The following is a 17802-nucleotide window of genomic DNA, read 5'->3' as shown; positions in this document are numbered from 1 at the left end:
GCAGCGGTCAGGGGTTCTTCTTCTCCAGCCAGGCGCCATGGCCCAGCCAGGTCGCCGCGCTCTGGTCCAGCCACTGGCCCGCCGCCGTCGCATGGCGCAGGCGCGAATCGAGAAATGCCAAGGTCACTGCCTGCACATAAGCGGCTTGCCGAGGGTCGAAGTGCTCGCGTATGCCACCGCCGGCGCCAGGCTTGCGGCCGCCATGGCGACCGCCAGGGCCTTCACCTGGGCCACCTCGGCGTCCCTCACCACCGCCCTCATTGAAAGCCGGTGGCCGCGCCATGCCGCCACCCGGCCCGCCACGCTCGCCACCGTGCCCCGGCCCGCCCATCGGGCGTGGCAGTTCGCCCCCCAGCAACGCGTGATCGGCCTCGATCAGGGTCAGCAGGTAGCTGTCGTTCACCTGCAGCCCGCGCCAGAGCACCTGGCGCTGCTGGGGCGAGGGAATCCAGCTGAAGGGGTCTTCGTCGCGGGGCCCGCTGATGCTCAGCACCGGCACGTCGATATGGGTGAAGCGGTCGGTGTCGTAGCTGCTTTCCACATAGGGGCTGAGCAGGATCGCCGCCTTGGGCCTGAGGGCGGAAAGCCGCGCCTGGCCATTGCCACGCTCGCCGGCCAGGGCGGCGGCGGTCTGCGCCCCCAGATCGAAGCCGGCCACCATCCAGTTGTCCCAGTCCACCCCCGCCAGCGCCGGGTCACCCGCCCGGCCGCGTTTCGCCGCCTCGGCCAGTGCCGCCTGGGCCAGGGCGATGCGCTGCCTGAGGGACGCCTGGGAGTAGTTGTCCTGGGCCAGTTTGCGGAAGGCCCCGGCCTGGGCGTCGCCACTGGAATACAGCGCGCGCCCCTGCTGCGGCATCTGGATCGACAGCACCGCATAGCCCGCTTCGGCCCAGGCGCGGCGCCAGAGTTCAGCGGAACGGGCCGACGCCCCCAGCCCCGGCAGGTAGAGGACCAGCGGCGCGGCGCCGTGCTCGCCGGCCGGCGCCAGCCAGCTCACTTCCAGCGTTTGCCCGCCCAGCGTCCAGATGGCATCCCAGCCCTGCACCGGCCCGACCGTCGGCGCGTAGCCGCCCTGGCGCGCCTCCTCAATGGCAGCCACCTGGTCCTGGGGCTTCTCCGGCGGGCTGGAACAGGCCCCCAGCGCCAGGGCGATGGCCAGGTGCAAAGGCAGCAGGGAAAAACGCAAACGACGGGAACGGGGATTGGGCATGGCGATAGCCGACGGAAGACCAGGGAAGGAAGCCGGCATTATCGGCACCGGTGCCGGCAGCGTCGGTCAGCTCAGGGTAAAGACTGGGTAAACCCGCCGATACATGACGCCTGTCCTCGGCATAGAATTTCCCCTTCAGCAAGGATGCCGCCCCATGCACGACACGCCCGACCTGTTGTTCGACCCGCACTTCCTCGATGCCCCGGACGCGCTCTTCCAGCATCTGATGGCCAGCGTCGAGTGGGATACACGGATGCGCGCCCGCCGCACCGCCAGCTATGGCGTCGCCTACAACTACTCGCAGATCGACTACCCCGCCACCCGATTGCCGGATGCCCTCCAGGCCTTGTGCGAGCGGCTGCACCGTCGGCTGGGCTTCCTGCCCAACAACTGCCTGCTCAACCTCTACGAAGACGGCCAATCCTCGATGGGCTTCCATTCCGACGACTGCTCCGAACTGGCCCCGGATACCGGCGTCGCCATCCTCTCGCTCGGCAGCGCACGGCCGATGCATTTCCGCAGCAAGGCGGACCGCCAGCGGGAAGTCACCCGGGAGCTGTTGCCGGGCTCGCTGCTGTACATGGACCAGGCGGTCCAGGCCCAGTGGCTGCACGCCATTCCCCGGGTGGAGACGGCCGGCCCGCGCATCAGCCTGACCTTCCGCCGCATCCTGCGCTGAACGCGGGTCAGGGCAGCCTCACCTGGCGCCGCGTGCTGGCGAACAGGTCCCAACTGGACATGAACAGCGCGGCGATCAGCGGGCCGATGACGAAGCCGTTGAGGCCGAACAGCGACAACCCGCCCAGGGTGGAGAGCAGCACCAGGTAATCGGGCATGCGCGTGTCCTTGCCCACCAGGATGGGGCGCAGCACGTTGTCCACCATGCCGATCACCAGCACCCCGAACACCGCCAGCACCACGCCCTGCCAGGTACTGCCCGAAAGCAGCAGGTAGGCCGCCACCGGCGCCCAGATGATCCCCGAGCCCACCGCCGGCAACAGCGAGAGAAACGCCATGATCACGCCCCAGAGCAGCGCGCTGGGGATGTCCAGCACCCAGAAGATCAGCCCGCCCAGGGTGCCCTGCAGCGCCGCCACCACCACGTTGCCCTTGACCGTGGCACGGACCACGCGGGTGAACTTGATCTGCAAGCGGCGCTTGTGGTTGTCCCCCAGGGGCACCGCCGTGCGGATGCCACGGACGATATCCAGGCCATCGCGCAGGAAGAAGAACAGCAGGTAGAGCATGAGGAAGAAGCCGATCACCACCTGGAAGGTGTCCTGCCCGATGGAGAACGCCTGGGTGGCGATGAACTGGCTGCCCTGCATGGCGCCGCTGACGATGCGGTCGCGCAAGCCGTCGAAGTCGTTGAGGCCGAAGCGGTCGAGCTGGTGCTGGAGGGATTCGGGCAGCACCTCGCGAACCCGCGCGACATAGGAGCCGACGTCCAGCTCGCCGGAATCCAGCCGCTGGTAGAGATCGGCACCCTGCTGCACCAGCAAGGCGGCGATGAGGAACACCGGCAGGATCGCCACCAGCAGGCAGACGCCCAGGGAAATCAGCGCCGACAGGTTGCCGCGCCCGCCCATCCTCAGGGCCAGCCGTCGTTGCAGGGGGCTGAACACCACCGCCAGCACCACCGCCCAGAACACCGCGCCGTAGAACGGCAGGAGAATCCAGCCGAAGGCCAGGGTCACCAGGACCAGCAGCAGGATCAGCGAACGGATTTCGAGGGGGTAGCGGGATTCGGACATGGAGCGGACGCCATCAGGGAGAGTTCCTGATTAGTCCGCCGCGAAGCGGGCAAAGTGCGAAGACTTTACGGGGTGGCGTGTAGCCCGGGCTTCAGCCCGGGGAGGCGAACCGCATAAGGATTCGCCCCCACGGACGGCAACCGGATCAGATGCGGAACTGGCGCACCAGCGCCCCCAGGCGCTCGCCGAGGGCCGCCAGGCTGCGGGCGGTCTGGGCGCCCTGCTGGGTTTCGTCGGCGACGCTGTCAACGGCGACGGCGATCTGGTGCACGCTGCGGTTGATCTCCTCGGCCACGGCGGTCTGCTCCTCGGCGGCGCTGGCGATCTGCGCGTTCATCGCATTGATGGTGCCGATCAGCTGGGCGATGGCGTCCAGCGAGGAGCCGGCCTGGTTGGCCTGTTCGCTGGTGATCTCGCCGGCATCGCTGGAGCGGCGCATGGAGGTCACCGCCTCCTGGGTGCCCTGCTGCAGGCGGTCGATCATGCCCTGGATTTCCTGGGTGCTCTGCTGGGTGCGGCTGGCCAGCGCGCGCACCTCGTCGGCGACCACGGCGAAGCCGCGCCCCGCCTCGCCGGCCCGTGCGGCCTCGATGGCGGCGTTGAGCGCCAGCAGGTTGGTCTGTTCGGCGATGGAGCGGATCACCCCCAGCACGCTGACGATGGACTGCACGTCCTGCTGCAGGCTGTCCAGGGATGCACCGCTCTCGCGGATATCGCCCACCAGCGCATGGATGCGGGTGATGCTGCCGTCCACCACCTTCTTCGCCGCCTGGCCTTCCTGGTCGGTCTGCTGGGCGGCCTCGGCGGCCCCCTGGGCGCTCTTGGCCACTTCGTGGGCGGCGGCGGACATCTCGTTGATCGCCGTGGCCACCTGGTCGGTCTCGTGGCGCTGGCGCTCCATGGCCTGCTCGGAGCGGTGGGCCTGGGCCGACACCTCCCCCACCAGGCCGGTGAGCTGGCCGGTCATGTCGACGATCTGGCGCACCAGGCCGTGGATCTTCTCGACGAAGCGGTTGAAGGAACCGGCCAGTTCGCCCAGTTCGTCATGGCTGTCGGCCGGCAAACGGCGCGTCAGGTCGCCTTCACCGGCGGCGATGTCGTCCAGGTTGGCCTTGATCTGCTGCAGGGGACGCAGGAAGGCGTTGCTCAGCGCGGTGCCGATGATGCCGAACACCACCAGCAGGATCGCGGCGATCACCGCGATGCTGGTGAGGATGGTGCTGATGCGCGCGTCGATCGCCTCCTGCACCACCGCCACCTGGGCCTCCACGCCATCGAGGTTCACCGCGGTGCCGAGCGCCATGTCCCACTTGGGCAGGTAGTAGGTGTAGCCGAGCTTGGGCACCTGCACGCTCTCGTTGCCCGGCAGGGGCGAGCTGTAGAACACGTAGTGGCTGTCATCCTTGGCGACCCGGACCAGCTCGTCGTTGACAGGCACGCCGTTGACGTCCTTGCGGCCCGAGAAGCTCTTGCCCACGTCCACCGGGCTGTCGCCGCGGAACAGGCGGATCACCTGCGAATCGTAGGCGAAGAAGTAGCTGTCCTTGCCGTACTTGATCTTCTTGAGGATCTCGATGGCCTTGTCGCGGGTGGCCATATCGTTGGCCGGGGACGCGTCATAGAGGGTCTGGACCGAGCCCAGGGCGATCTGCATGTAGTGCTGCAGCTCCTGGCGGCTCTCCTGGATCAGCCGTTCGCGGGTTTCCTTCACCTCGCCTTCCGCCAGGTCGAGCAGCACCTTGGCGGCGGCGCCACTGAGCACGAGGGCGAAGAGGATCACCGGCGCGAGCGCCAGCAGCAGGACCTTGGATTTGAGTGTCAGGCGCATATTTCCATTCCTTGAAGGGAGGCAGGCCGGGAAAACGAAACGGGATCGACCGCTTATCGGCAGCCCCGTGAATAGCTGTAGCACCCGGCCGACACCGACGTTCGGCCGGATGGCACGGGGGCTGTCAGAGAAGCATGGCCGCCGCCCAGCCGAATGCCAGTAGCGGCAGGTTGTAATGCAGGAAAGTGGGGACGACCGTGTCCCAGATATGGTCGTGCTGGCCGTCGACATTGAGGCCGGCCGTCGGGCCCAGGGTCGAGTCCGAGGCGGGCGAACCGGCGTCCCCGAGGGCCCCGGCGGTGCCGACGATGGACACGATGGCCAGCGGGCTGAAGCCCAGCTGCATGCCCAGCGGCACGAAGATCGCCGCGATGATCGGCACCGTGGAGAAGGAAGAGCCGATGCCCATGGTCACCAGCAGGCCCACCAGCAGCATCAGCAGCGCACCCAGGGCCTGGCTGTTGCCGATCAGCGCGGCGGAGGCCTCCACCAGGCTGGTCACCTGGCCGGTGGCGCGCATCACTTCGGCGAAACCGGCGGCGGCGATCATGATGAAGCCGATCATGGCCATCATCTTCATGCCCTGGGTGAACAGGTCGTCGACCTCGTTCCAGCGCACCACGCCCGACAACGAGAACACCAGGAAGCCCACCAGCGCACCGACGATCATCGAGTCCAGCCACAGTTGCACCACGAAGGCGACGACGATGGCCAGGCCGGCCACCGCCAGGCTGCGTCGGTCGTACCTGGCCTCCACCTGCTCGGCGCGGGCGATCAGCGCCAGGTCGTAGGTGCGCTTGCGGCGGTAGCTGACGAACACGGCCAGGAACAGGCCGGCCACCATGCCCAGCGCCGGTATCACCATCGCCTCGGTGACGTTCACACCGGTAACGTCGACGCCACTTTTCGCCACGTTGGCCAGCAGGATCTCGTTGAGGAAGATGTTGCCGAACCCCACCGGCAGGAACATGTAGGGGGTGACCAGGCCGAAAGTGATCACGCAGGCCACCAGGCGCCGGTCGATCTGCAGGCGCGTCAGCACGTACAGCAGCGGCGGCACCAGCAGCGGGATGAAGGCGATGTGGATCGGCAGGATGTTCTGCGAGGAGATGGCCACGCCCAGCAACAGGGCGATGAGGCCCCATTTCAGCGCAGCGCCGCCCGCATCCCCGCCACGCTCGACCCGCCCGACGACGCTGTCGGCGAGCGCGTGGGCCAGCCCGGAGCGGGCGATGGCCACGGCGAAAGCCCCCAGCAGCGCGTAGGACAGGGCGACGGTCGCGCCACCACCGAGGCCTTTGTTGAAGGCATCCAGCGTGCCCTGCACGCCCAGGCCGCCGAGCAGGCCGCCCGCCAGCGCGCCGATCACCAGGGCCATCACCACGTGCACCCGGCACAGGCTCAGCACCAGCATGATGGCGACAGCTACAATCACTGCATTCATCCGCTTCTCTCCCGCCTTGCGGTGTCCCGCAAAAAAAGCCGCGTACTCTGCCGAATGAGCGGGCGGGTGTCAAAAGAAACGCCGTGCGAAATACTGGACGCCCTGTGCATAATATTTGCATCCAGATTCGCCGCTCCCATGCATTCCGTATGGAGCCGCATCGCCATGGCAGGCGCATCAAGTTTTTCCCTGCCGCGCCGATAGCGGCTTGCAGTCCGACGAGATAGAAGGAAAGCCCCATGCCGTTCAGTCGCCTGTCCATTCAGTGGAAGATCACCCTGCTCGCCGGCCTCTGCCTGCTGGCCATCGTGACCCTCCTGGTCGGTGCCTCGCTCTACCAGTCCAAGCGCAGCGCCGAGCTGGTGAAGTCCGCGAGTTCGCAGATGCTCGACCAGAGCGCACGCCAGCGCATGCAGGCCCGTGGCGAGCTGCAGGCCCTGCGCATCCAGCGCTACTTCATGGACACCTACCAGTACGGCAAGGGCTTCTCGCGCCAGGTGCTGTTCCTCAAGGACCAGGCCGAGAAGCGCTTCCTCGACGCCTTCGACCTGCGCGAGGACATGACCCGCCAGGTGAAGACCAGCCTGGAGGCCAACCCCAACCTGCTCGGCCTCTACCTGGTGTTCGAGCCCAACGCCCTGGACGGCAAGGACGAGCTGTTCATCGACCAGGCCGAGCTGGGCAGCAACGACAAGGGGCGCTTCTCGCTCTACTGGTCGCAGGCCACCCCCGGCAAGCTGGAGTCCGAATCCATGACCGAGGAGCTGCTCGGCGACAGCAGCCCCATGGCCAGCGGCATGCCCTACAACACCTGGTACACCTGCCCGCTGAAGACCCGCGATTCCTGCGTGCTGGAGCCCTACTACGACGACGTCGGCGGCAAGAAGGTGCTGATGACCAGCATCGCCTTCCCCCTGGAGCTGAACGGCAAGGTGATCGGTGTCATGGGCCTGGACATCAGCCTGGACAGCCTCCAGCAGCTCAGCATCGATGGCAGCAAGGACCTTTACGACGGCCAGGGCCAGGTCAGCATCATCAGCCCCACCGGGCTGCTCGCCGGCCACAGCCGCGACGCCTCGCAGCTCAGCTTCAAGCTGGACAAGGCCTTCGGTACCGACGCCAGCGAGATCGCCTCGGTGGTCACGGCCGGCAAATCCGCCGAAATCGACCACGATGGCGTCCTGCGCGTCATTCAGCCGTTCAAGCCGATCCCCACCAGCGCCGCCTGGAGCGTGCTGCTGGAAGTGCCGGACAAGGTCCTGCTGGGCCCGGCCCTGAAGCTCGAGGCGCAACTCGATGAGCAGAGCGCCTCCAGCAGCCTGGTGGCCACCCTGATCGGCCTCGCCGCCGCCGTGATCGGCCTGCTGCTGGTGTGGCTCACCGCCCTGGGCGTGACCCGGCCCATCCTCGGGGTGGCCGCCATGCTGAAGAACATCGCCAGCGGCGAAGGCGACCTCACCCGCCGCCTGGACTATGCGCGCCAGGACGAACTGGGCGAACTGGCCGGCTGGTTCAACCGCTTCCTCGACAAGCTGCAACCGATCATCGCCGACGTTAAGCGCTCGGTGCAGGACGCCCGCAGCACGGCCGACCAGTCCGCCGCCATCGCCAGCCAGACCAGCGCCGGCATGCAGCAGCAGTACCGCGAGGTGGACCAGGTCGCCACCGCCTCCCACGAGATGAGCGCCACTGCCCAGGACGTCGCCCGCAGCGCCGCCCAGGCCGCCGAAGCCGCACGCGGCGCCGACCACGCCACCCGCGAGGGCCTGGGGGTGATCGGCAAGACCACCAGCGCCATCGAGCAACTGGCCAGCGAGATGAGCGCCGCCATGGAGGAGGTCCAGGGCCTGGCCAGCAGCAGCGAGCAGATCGGCTCGGTACTGGAGGTGATCCGCGCCATCGCCGAGCAGACCAACCTGCTGGCCCTCAACGCCGCCATCGAGGCGGCCCGCGCCGGTGAGGCCGGGCGCGGCTTCGCCGTGGTCGCCGACGAGGTACGCAACCTCGCCAAGCGCACCCAGGACTCGGTGGAGGAAATCCGCCAGGTGATCGAAGGCCTGCAGAACGGCACCCGCGAAGTGGTCGGCTCCATGCACAGCAGCCACCGCCAGGCCCAGGGCAGCGTCGAGCAGGTCGAACACGCGGTCGCCGCCCTGCAGCGCATCGGCGACGCGGTGGCGGTGATCACCGACATGAACCTGCAGATCGCCAGCGCCGCCGAGGAGCAGAGCGCGGTGGCCGAGGAGATCAACCGCAACGTCGCCGCCATCCGCGACGTCACCGAATCCCTCTCCGGCCAGGCCCAGGAATCCGCCCAGGTCAGCCAGGCGCTCAACCGCCTGGCCAACCACCAGCAGGGGCTGATGGACCAGTTCCGCGCCTGATGCGCAGCAGTGGACGCCCACGCCAGGCGTCCACCGCGCCCTGACACCATTTGCCCGCCCCACTGACGCGCCGGTGCTTGTCCGCCGTTTCGCCGCCAGCTAGCCTGCGTCATCCCTCAGCAAGGAAACCCGAGATGCTCAACTACGCCATAGTCGCCGGCTCCAGCCGTGCCAACAGCCAGTCCGGCAAGGTCGCCCGCTTCATTCGCCAGCGCCTGGTGGAACTGCAACTGGCCAGCGAAGCCCACACCAGCGTCATCGACTTGGGCGCCCAGCCGCTGCCCCTGTGGCCGGCCGAAGACACGGGTCCCTGGCCCGAATTCCAGCAGCAGCTGAAGGCCGCCGACGCGGTGATCGTCATCGCCCCCGAGTGGAACGGCATGGCCTGCCCGGCGATCAAGAACTTCTTCATCTATGCCAGCAAGGCGGAACTGGCGCACAAGCCGGGCCTGCTGGTGGGCGTGTCCTCCGGCATCGGCGGCGGCTACCCGATCAGCGAGCTGCGCGCCTCCAGCTACAAGAACTGCCGCCTCTGCTACCTGCCCGAGCACCTGATCGTGCGCGGCGTGGAGAAGGTGCTCAACGGCGCCGAAGTGACCGGTGAAGACGACCAGCGCATCCGCGCACGCATGGACTACGACCTGGACATCCTGGCCAAGTACGCCAGCGCGCTGAAACCCGTCCGCGAAACCATCGACCTGAGCATCCCGGCCTTCGCCAACGGCATGTAACTGCCCCGCCCCGCGCCACTCGGCGCGGGGCTCCCGCTTCCAACCGCTGCGCCCCGGCAGGGTGTACGACGCGTCACCCGGCCACCACTGCGCTCCCATCACGCAGGTGTCCCCATGAGCCGCCCGCGCTGCGCTCGGCGCCCACCGGCGGTGCCCGGCTTACAACGAGAACGCCCGCTGCACCACCTCGCCGCGCGGATCATCGCTGGGCGCGACCAGGGCGTAGTTGTAGCCATCGCGTGACCAGTAGCGCGCCTGGAGCTCGCCATCGCGACGGTTGCCGGCGGGCATCTCGGCATAGAGCGAGCCCGGCGAGCGCAGGTACAGGCTGATGCGCTGCCCGCCCACATCCTCGAACAGCAGGATGGCCGCGACGCCCTGCTCGTTGGTCAGCAGGCGCCCGCCCACGGGGTGGAAACCGTAGGGCGCGAGGTCGGGGATGCGCGAGGCATGGCTGAAGCGCTGGTCCAGCCAGGCCTGCAACTGCCCCGGATCACGAGCGGCGACGTCGACCACGCCGGCCTGCCCGGTGGCGAACAGGCGGTGGGCCTCCAGGGCGTCCTGCATCGGCGGGTTCTCCGCCAGCAACGTGCGGTCGCGGGCCTGCCAGCCACCCAGGCCGCCGAAGCCCAGGGCCAGCACCAGCGCGGCGGCCGTGGCCAGGCGCTGGCGCCGACGCGCACGCAAGGAGCGGCGGATGGCCAGCGGGTCCAGCGCCGGGTTGGCCGGGCGCGCTTCCAGGTTGGCAAGGCCGGCCCGCAGCTGCTGGGCATCACGGCGCCAGGCCTCCACGCGCGCGCGCGCCTCGGGGTCGTTCGCCAGCCAGGCTTCCACCCAGGCCCGCTGGCCTGCGTCCAGCTGGCCGTCCAGGTAGGCGTGCAGGTCGTTCTCACTGGGTTCCAGGCGATTCATTTGAGTATCCGTAGCGGTGGGTTGGCGATTTCGCCCTCGGCCAGCTCGCGCAGGGCCTTGCGCGCCCGGGACAGGCGGGACATCACGGTGCCGATGGGTACGTCCAGGGCCACGGCGGCCTCCTTGTAGCTCAGGCCCTCGACGCTCACCAGCACCAGCAGCGCCCGCTGCTCGGCCGGCAGCCTGGCGAAGGCTTCCAGGGTGGATTGCGCCATCACCAGTTCCTCGGTGGAGGGGGCTTCGGCCGGCGCCGCGCCGAAGAACTCGAGGATGCGCGCATAGCGCCGTGCACGCCGCTGGCCGTCGAGGAACTTGCGGTAGAGGATCGCGAACAGCCAGGCACGCAGGCTGCCATCGGTACGCGGCCCGGCGCGGCCGTCCAGCGCCCGCTCCAGGGTCGCCTGCACCAGGTCGTCGGCGCTGGCGGGGTTGCGCGTCAGCCACAGGGCGAAGCGGCGCAGGCGCTGCAACAGCTCGCGTAGTTCGTCGTCATCGATGTCGTGCATGGGTGGCGCGGCTCGTCGTGGATCGGGTGCGAGGAAGACGCCCGGGAAACGACTTTATTCCAGGTGCCGGGAATAAATCGCCATCCCGTTCGTCCCACAGGCTCGACGACCCGATCGCTCACCCTGGAGCCACCGATGAGCCAACCCCCGCTTTCCCCCTCCCAGACCCTGGGCCGCCTGGCGCTGATAGGCCTCGGCCTGGCCACGCTGGCCGGCACCTTCGCCTATGTCGCCGGCTGGATCGGCCCGCAGCGCCTGACCCCGCAACGCATCATCGATACCTTCGAGGCCAACGCCGGCAGCTACCCCGGCTACCGCAAGAACCACGCAAAGGGCCTCTGCATCAGCGGCCACTTCGCCAGCAACGGCGCGGCCGCCGGCCTTTCCCGCGCCGAGGTGTTCGCCCCGGGCGACGTGCCGGTGGTCGGGCGCCTGGCCATCGGCGGCAGCAACCCCTACGCGCCCGATGCCAGCGTTCCGGTGCGCAGCCTGGCGCTGCAGCTGCGCACGGCCAGCGGCCAGGAATGGCGCACCGGCATGAACACGCCACCGGTGCTGCCGGTGTCCACCATCGAGGGCTTCTTCGAGCAGGTGCTGGCCTCCAAACCCGATCAGGCCACCGGCAAGCCGGACCCGGCGCGCCTGCAGGCCTTCTTCGCCGCCCACCCGGAAAGCGCCGCCTTCCGCCAGTGGGCCAAGGACAACAAGCCCTCCAACAGCTTCGCCAACGCCACCTATAACAGCATCAACGCCTTCCGCCTGGTGGACGGCGACGGCAAGGGTCGCTACGTGCGCTGGGCCATGGAGCCGGAGACGCCCTACCAGCCGCTGGCCGGCGAGGCGGACGACAAGGACTTCCTCGCCCACGACCTGTTCCAGCGCCTGCAACGGGGGCCGCTGCGCTGGCACCTGGTGCTGACCCTGGCCGAGGCCGGCGACCCCAGCGACGACCCGTCCCGCCCCTGGCCCGCCACGCGCCAGCGCATCGACGCCGGCACCCTGGTGATCGACCGGGCGCAGCCCGAGGACCAGGGCACCTGCCGCGACCTCAACTTCGACCCGCTGATCCTCCCCGACGGCATCGAGCCCTCGGCCGACCCGATCCTCGCCGCCCGCTCGGCGGCCTACGCCGTGTCCTTCAACCGCCGCACCCGTGAAGGTGCGCCCACCGCCCCCGCAGGAGCCCACCCATGAACCACCACGCCTCGGGCTTCAGCCCCCTCGCCCGCCTGCTGCACTGGTCCATGGCGCTGCTCATCCTCGCCATGCTGTTCATCGGTGCCGGCATGGTGATCACCCTGTCCACCCGCCACACCTGGCTGGTGGAGCTGCACAAGCCGCTGGGCCTCCTCCTGCTGGTCCTGGTACTGCTGCGCATCACGGTACGCCTGCGTCGGCCACCGCCCGCGCTGCCTGCCGACCTCCCGGGCTGGCAGCGCGGGCTCGCCCACCTCTCGCACCTGCTGCTCTACGCGCTGATGCTGGCGATGCCGCTGGTGGGCTGGGCGATGCTGTCCGCCGGCGGCTACCCGGTGGTGTTGCTCGGCTGGCTGCAGCTGCCGGCGATCGCGCCCCATGACGCCGCGCTCTACGCCGTGCTGCGCCAGGCCCATCACTGGCTGGGCTACCTGCTGTTCGCCACGGTGCTGCTGCACCTGGGCGCGGCGCTGTTCCACGGCCTGATCCGCCGCGACGGCGTGCTCGCCAGCATGACGACCGGCAACGCGGAACGCTGACGGCAGGCACCAGGCGCATGGCCGGGCCGGCAAACCAACGGCCATGCGTGCGGTCTACGCTGCTGAACCCATTGAGCGGAGAACGCCCTTGAAGACTCGCCACTGCCTGCTCGCCACCCTGCTGTTCTGCGCTGCAGGCACCCAGGCCTCCACGCCCGAAGCCTGGCAGGAACAGGACAAACGCATGCTCGCCGCCTGCACCCAACTCAGTGACCTGAAGGCGGTTAAGGCCGCTGGCCAGCCGGTGCTCTTCGACGACCGCCTGGGCATCACCGCCCTGGCCCTCAGCGGCCGCTACCCCCAGGCCCACATGAAAGACCGCGCCGGCCGCGAGCTGTGCCTGTACCAGCGCAAGAGCGGCAAGGCCTTCATCAGCGAGGCCGACAACCTGATCGACGCCCACAAGCCCTGACCGAAAAGAACGGTTACAGCGCGGCGCCGATTTTTCCTGTCGCCGCGCGCCGTTGTCTGGCAAAACCCTTGCCCACCCCACCCCGGAACCAAGGAGCCCGACCATGCGCACCGCCTGCGCCGCACTCTTGCTGAGCCTCGCCCTCCCCGCCCTGGCCGCCGAACCGCCCGCCTACGGGCCGGAACTCGAAGGCTTCGACTACCCGCACCCGGTCAAGCGCTTCGCCTTCGAATCCCAGGGCGAGAAGCTGCAGATGGCCTACATGGACATCCAGCCCGGCACGCCCAACGGCCGCACCCTGGTGCTGCTGCACGGCAAGAACTTCTGCGGGGCGACGTGGGAAGGCAGCATCGAGGCCCTCACCCAGGCCGGCTACCGCGTGGTGGTGCCTGACCAGGTAGGCTTCTGCAAATCCAGCAAGCCGCAGCGCTATCAGTTCAGCTTCCAGCAACTGGCCGCCAACACTCATGCGCTGCTGGCCACCCTGAAGCTGGAGAAGGTCACGCTGATGGGCCATTCCATGGGCGGCATGCTCGCCACCCGCTATGCGTTGCAGTACCCGGAGCAGGTCGAGCAGCTGGTGATGGTCAACCCCATCGGGCTGGAGGACTGGAAGGCCAAGGGCGTGCCCTGGCGCAGCGTCGACGCCTGGTACCAGCGCGAGCTGAAGACCACCAGCGACGCCATCCGTACCTACCAGAAGAACACCTACTACTCGGGCCAGTGGCGGCCGGAGTTCGACAAGTGGGTGGAAATGCAGGCCGGCCTGTACCGCGGCAAGGGGCGCGAGGCAGTGGCCTGGGACTCGGCGCTGACCTACGACATGATCTACACCCAGCCGGTGGTGCACGAGTTCGACCGGCTGCGCATGCCGGTGCTGCTGCTCATCGGCCAGACCGACAGCACCGCACCGGGCAAGGACACGGCGCCCGAAGCGCTACGAAGCCAGCTCGGCAACTACAAGGTGCTCGGCCAGCAGGCCGCCGAACGCATCCCCGACGCCCGCCTGGTGACCTTCGCCGACCTCGGCCACTCGCCGCAGATCCAGGCGCCCGAGGTCTTCCACAAGGCCCTGCTGGAAGGCCTTGGCAACCCCTGAGGTCGCACCCTGGCCGGCGCTGCACTATCATCGCCGGCCATTCACCCCGGGATCCCCGCCCATGAACGACGAAATCACTCTTCTCAACCGCCTTGCCAACAGCGACATGCTGGAGATCGACGGCCTGCACGCCTGGCAGTTCGAGCTGGACGCCGGTGCCCTGCTGGTCGAATGCGTCGATGGCCGTACCCAGCGCCGCTGGCATTTCAGCGCGGAGCAGGTCCTGGCGGCGCGGTTCGACGGGGACAAGGGCGCCTGGACGATCCATGACGACCAGGGCCCGCACAGCCTGGTGTGCATGGAAGCCTTCAGCGGCAGCAACGACGACGATGACGACGAGCCGGACGAGGCCGCCAACGACGACGGCATCGACCGCGGCTGAGGCTTCAGCTCACCACGTTGCGGATGTAGCGCACCGCGACGTCGCCACGGTTGGCGTAGCCATAGGGCTGGCTGCTGGCGAAGACATGGAAGTCCCCCGCGCCGACGCGCACCTCGCCACCTGGCAGCTCCAGGGTCAGCTCGCCTTCGGTGACATAGACCATCTCCCGCCAGCCTTCGGCGTCGGCCTCCGACACGTAGCGCTCCCCCGGTTCCAGCGACCAGGCCCAGAGCTCGACCTCGCGCCGCGCCGGGGCGCTGGCCAGCAGGATGGCGCGGCTGCGGGGGTCGCGGCCGACCCAGGCGACCGCCTCGATGCGCGAGCGGTCAGGCCGGCTCGGCGCCTGCACGAGATCGGGGAAGAGCACGCCCAGCGCCTCGGCGATGCGGTCCAGGGTGGCCAGGCTGACGTTCACATCGCCGCCCTCGATGCCGACGATCATCCGCCGGCTCACCCCTGATGCGGTGGCCAGGGCGTCCTGGCTGAGGCCGAGTGCCTTGCGCAGCCGGCGCACATTGCCGGAGACGTGTTCGAGTACGTTGGGTCGGTCCATGGTGCTGGGCAATATATTGCTCAAAAGCTGAATTTTGCGCATTATGTTGCACATAACCAACCAGAACAAGCGCCACCTCCTCGCCACTGCCTGATCCGGACCCTCCCATGAATTCCCGCACCCTCACCTCGACGCTGCTGCCCGTCGGCATCCTGCTGGTCGCCATGACCTCGGTACAGAGCGGCGCCTCCCTGGCCAAGTCGCTCTTCCCCGTCATCGGCGCCCAGGGCACCACCAGCCTGCGCCTGATCTTCGCCGCCCTCTTCCTGCTGCTGGTGCTGCGCCCCTGGCGCACCCGCATCAACACCAGCGCCCTGGGCAGCGTCCTGGCCTACGGCACGGCGCTGGGCTTCATGAACCTGCTGTTCTACATGTCGCTGCAAACGGTGCCGCTGGGCATCGCCGTGGCGCTGGAGTTCACCGGCCCGCTTGCGGTGGCGATCCTGTCCTCCCGACGCCTGCTGGACTTCGTCTGGATCGCCCTGGCCGTGGCCGGCCTGGCGCTGCTGCTGCCCATCGGCGAAGGCGCCGCCGGCATCGACCCACTGGGCGCCGCCTATGCGCTGGGCGCCGGGGTCTGCTGGGGGCTCTACATCATCTTCGGCCAGCGCGCCGGGGCCGAACACGGCATGCAGAGCGCCTGCCTGGGCGTGATGGTGGCCGCCTTCGTCGCCGCGCCCTTCGGCATGGTGCACGCCGGCACGGACCTGTTGAACCTCGCCCTGATCCCCACCGCGCTGGGCGTGGCGCTGCTCTCCACCGCCATCCCCTACACCCTGGAGATGTACGCCCTGACCCGCATGCCGGCGCGCACCTTCGGCACGCTGATGAGCATCGAGCCGGCCCTGGGTGCCCTCTCCGGCCTGCTGTTCCTCGGCGAGCGCCTGTCCTTGCTGCAATGGCTGGCCATCGGCGCCATCATCCTCGCCTCCATCGGCACCACCGCCAGCATGAAGAGCCGCCAGGAAGCCGAAGGGCTGATTCCCGCCGACTGATCCGCTGCGAATGTTCTTGCCGAGAAGCGCCCTCCTGCGCAAGGCTATCGCCAGCCTTGCGCACCAACAGGATCAACCATGAACAAGTTCACTCCCGGCCCCAGCGGCTGCCCCCCGGTCAGCTGGCAGCTGGACCAGATCGTCTCCGAACTGCGCGCCGCCCGCGCCGAATGGCGCAACCGCAATGGCCGTACCCGGGACCGCGGCGGCCGCGAACTGCCGTCGCGCGTCGCGGTCGGCCAGATCATCGAAGCCATCAGTGGCGCCCTCTTCCCCATGCGCCTGGGCCCTACCGACCTGCGCGAGGAGAGCGAAGACTTCTACGTCGGCCACACCCTGGACACGGCGCTCAACGCGCTGGTCGTCGAAGTGCGCCGCGAGCTCGGCTACGCCGCCCGCAACGGCAGCGCCGACGATGGCGACAGCGAGTGCCAGGCGATCCGCGTGGTGAAGGGCTTCGCCGCCGCGCTGCCACAGCTGCGCGTGCTGCTGGACACCGACGTACTGGCCGCCTACCAGGGCGACCCCGCCGCACGCAGCGTCGACGAGGTGCTGCTGTGCTACCCGGGCGTGCATGCCGTGATCCACCACCGCCTGGCGCACTACTTCTACAGCAACGGGCTGCCGTTGCTGGCGCGCATCATCGCGGAGATCGCCCACTCGGCCACCGGCATCGACATCCACCCCGGCGCCACCATCGGCAAGAGCTTCTTCATCGACCACGGCACGGGCGTGGTGATCGGCGAGACGGCGATCATCGGCGAGCGGGTGCGCATCTACCAGGCGGTGACCCTGGGCGCCAAGCGCTTCCCCTCGGACGAGTCGGGCAACCTGCAGAAGGGCCAGCCGCGCCACCCGATAGTCGAGGACGACGTGGTGATCTACGCCGGCGCGACCATCCTCGGGCGCATCACCATCGGCAAGGGCTCGGTCATCGGCGGCAACGTCTGGCTGACCCGCAGCGTGCCGGCGGACAGCAACATCACCCAGGCCACCCTGCAGAACGATTGCGGCGCCTGAGACGCCCTGCCCCGCCAGCAAAGAACCCCGCGCACGCGGGGTTCTGCGCATCAGGCCGAGGTTTCCCGTGGCACGAACAGGCGGCGGGTCAGCATCAGGTGGAGGACGAAGGCGATCAGCGCGGCCAGCGGGATCGCCGTCAGCGCGCGGGTGATGCTGGAGCCGAAATCGGCCTGGCCCCGCAGCACCTCCAGGCGGCCGAAACGGGAAGGCTCGGCATTGGCGTAGGCCACCTTCACCGAGGCGCCCTCCCTGAGGTAAGGCTCGGCATTGGCGGCGGAGGTCTCGAAGGTGCCGTCGTAGGCCTTGCCGGCCACCTCGAAGACATAGTGGAAGTGGTAGGTCTCGCTGGTACGGCCGCGGCGGTGGTGTTCCTCGGTCACGGTGTCCAGGCTCACGGGCGCCACCACCTCGGAATGGTCCTTGAGAATGGCGTTGGCATCGAGGTAGTTGAGGATCGCGGTGACGATGAGGAAGCCGGCGCCAAGCAAGGCGGCGAGGCTCAGCAGGATCATCGACACCTTGCTGAGGGTGCGGTGGGTTTCGGGCGAAGTCTTGAAGCTGATCATGGTGTCCCTTCCGGTTGGTTGCAGTGCCCTGGCGCGCAACGGGTGGCGGGGCCGATGGGTCGATCCACCCGAGGTAACCATGGAAGGCGGCACGGCACCGGAGCACGCAGTACGCACGCCTGCAGCACGGGCCAATCCGTCCATGGAAAGTTAATAGCACTAAGCTAGCATCCAGTTTCAAGGAAGCCCTTGATTGAAGTCACACCCTGTTACATTCATAGCAAGGCCGAGGGCAGACCGCTGCGCGGCAGGGATCGCACTGCCGCC

Annotated in this window: 18 protein-coding genes; 10 read left to right on the top strand and 8 right to left on the bottom strand. The window is 68.6% G+C overall.

Translation table 11 applies throughout. The features are described 5' to 3' along the window. Positions 1-7: 7 nt before the first annotated feature. Positions 8-1210, bottom strand: coding sequence for an alpha/beta hydrolase family protein (locus ACYJSS_RS01195; protein WP_146603019.1), 1203 nt, complete (start codon positions 1208-1210; stop codon positions 8-10). Positions 1211-1364: 154 nt separating this feature from the next. On the opposite strand from ACYJSS_RS01195, the gene ACYJSS_RS01190 reads away from it, so the two are divergent. Then, positions 1365-1889 carry an alpha-ketoglutarate-dependent dioxygenase AlkB family protein gene (locus tag ACYJSS_RS01190; RefSeq protein ID WP_111262119.1) on the top strand — a complete coding sequence of 175 codons (525 nt, stop codon included), beginning with the start codon at positions 1365-1367 and terminating at the stop codon, positions 1887-1889. 7 nt (positions 1890-1896) lie between these two features. Here ACYJSS_RS01190 and ACYJSS_RS01185 read toward each other — a convergent pair whose 3' ends face one another. The 3 genes from ACYJSS_RS01185 to ACYJSS_RS01175 all read right to left on the bottom strand — a co-directional run bounded on the left by ACYJSS_RS01185 (position 1897) and on the right by ACYJSS_RS01175 (position 6236). After that, a complete protein-coding gene (locus ACYJSS_RS01185) occupies positions 1897-2964 on the bottom strand; it encodes an AI-2E family transporter (RefSeq protein WP_111262118.1) in 1068 nt (355 codons plus the stop codon). Between the two features lie 145 nt (positions 2965-3109). Further along, positions 3110-4792: a methyl-accepting chemotaxis protein gene (locus ACYJSS_RS01180; protein ID WP_111262117.1), complete on the bottom strand. Its 1683-nt coding sequence runs from the start codon at positions 4790-4792 to the stop codon at positions 3110-3112. Positions 4793-4916: 124 nt separating this feature from the next. After that, entirely contained in the window at positions 4917-6236 is a 1320-nt protein-coding gene (locus ACYJSS_RS01175) for a Na+/H+ antiporter family protein (protein WP_111262116.1), read from the bottom strand. 239 nt (positions 6237-6475) lie between these two features. Between ACYJSS_RS01175 and ACYJSS_RS01170 the strand changes: the two genes are divergently transcribed. Together ACYJSS_RS01170 and ACYJSS_RS01165 are read left to right on the top strand one after the other, a co-directional pair. Next, entirely contained in the window at positions 6476-8620 is a 2145-nt protein-coding gene (locus ACYJSS_RS01170; protein ID WP_111262115.1) for a methyl-accepting chemotaxis protein, read from the top strand. Between the two features lie 134 nt (positions 8621-8754). Then, a complete protein-coding gene (locus ACYJSS_RS01165) occupies positions 8755-9351 on the top strand; it encodes an NADPH-dependent FMN reductase (RefSeq protein WP_111262114.1) in 597 nt (198 codons plus the stop codon). Positions 9352-9510: 159 nt separating this feature from the next. On the opposite strand, the gene ACYJSS_RS01160 is transcribed toward ACYJSS_RS01165, so the two are convergent. Further along, positions 9511-10263, bottom strand: coding sequence for an anti-sigma factor family protein (locus tag ACYJSS_RS01160; protein WP_236205239.1), 753 nt, complete (start codon positions 10261-10263; stop codon positions 9511-9513). Next, a complete protein-coding gene (locus ACYJSS_RS01155) occupies positions 10260-10769 on the bottom strand; it encodes a sigma-70 family RNA polymerase sigma factor (RefSeq protein ID WP_111262112.1) in 510 nt (169 codons plus the stop codon). The genes ACYJSS_RS01160 and ACYJSS_RS01155 overlap by 4 nt, the downstream gene beginning before the upstream one ends. Positions 10770-10904: 135 nt before the next feature. Between ACYJSS_RS01155 and ACYJSS_RS01150 the strand changes: the two genes are divergently transcribed. The 5 genes from ACYJSS_RS01150 (at position 10905) to ACYJSS_RS01130 (ending at position 14398) form a co-directional block, all read left to right on the top strand. Beyond that, the gene (locus tag ACYJSS_RS01150) at positions 10905-11963 is read left to right on the top strand and encodes a catalase family peroxidase (protein WP_236205238.1); all 1059 of its coding nucleotides are present in this window, start codon (positions 10905-10907) and stop codon (positions 11961-11963) included. Continuing rightward, complete coding sequence (locus ACYJSS_RS01145; RefSeq protein WP_111264186.1) at positions 11960-12505, top strand: cytochrome b; 546 nt, start codon at positions 11960-11962, stop codon at positions 12503-12505. Before ACYJSS_RS01150 ends, ACYJSS_RS01145 begins: the two co-directional genes overlap by 4 nt. Before the next feature lie 88 nt (positions 12506-12593). After that, entirely contained in the window at positions 12594-12917 is a 324-nt protein-coding gene (locus tag ACYJSS_RS01140) for a hypothetical protein (protein ID WP_236205237.1), read from the top strand. A gap of 103 nt (positions 12918-13020) precedes the next feature. Then, positions 13021-14016, top strand: a complete 996-nt coding sequence (locus ACYJSS_RS01135) for an alpha/beta fold hydrolase (protein ID WP_236205236.1) — start codon at positions 13021-13023, stop codon at positions 14014-14016. Positions 14017-14077: 61 nt separating this feature from the next. After that, on the top strand, positions 14078-14398 hold the full coding sequence (locus ACYJSS_RS01130) for a DUF5629 family protein (RefSeq protein WP_111264183.1): 321 nt from the start codon (positions 14078-14080) through the stop codon (positions 14396-14398). A 4-nt stretch (positions 14399-14402) separates the two neighbouring features. Here ACYJSS_RS01130 and ACYJSS_RS01125 read toward each other — a convergent pair whose 3' ends face one another. Beyond that, on the bottom strand, positions 14403-14993 hold the full coding sequence (locus ACYJSS_RS01125) for a helix-turn-helix domain-containing protein (protein ID WP_111264182.1): 591 nt from the start codon (positions 14991-14993) through the stop codon (positions 14403-14405). Between the two features lie 65 nt (positions 14994-15058). Here ACYJSS_RS01125 and rhtA point away from each other — a divergent pair, with 65 nt between their 5' ends. Beyond that, positions 15059-15946, top strand: coding sequence for a threonine/homoserine exporter RhtA (rhtA, locus tag ACYJSS_RS01120; protein ID WP_111264181.1), 888 nt, complete (start codon positions 15059-15061; stop codon positions 15944-15946). 78 nt (positions 15947-16024) lie between these two features. Beyond that, positions 16025-16966, top strand: coding sequence for a serine O-acetyltransferase EpsC (gene epsC, locus ACYJSS_RS01115; RefSeq protein ID WP_111264180.1), 942 nt, complete (start codon positions 16025-16027; stop codon positions 16964-16966). A gap of 50 nt (positions 16967-17016) precedes the next feature. Here epsC and ACYJSS_RS01110 read toward each other — a convergent pair whose 3' ends face one another. After that, positions 17017-17535: a DUF3592 domain-containing protein gene (locus ACYJSS_RS01110; protein WP_236205235.1), complete on the bottom strand. Its 519-nt coding sequence runs from the start codon at positions 17533-17535 to the stop codon at positions 17017-17019. Between the last annotated feature and the right edge of the window lie 267 nt (positions 17536-17802).

This window comes from Pseudomonas sp. No.21, assembly GCF_054558415.1.
This window is presented reverse-complemented; position numbering and strand designations above follow the sequence as displayed.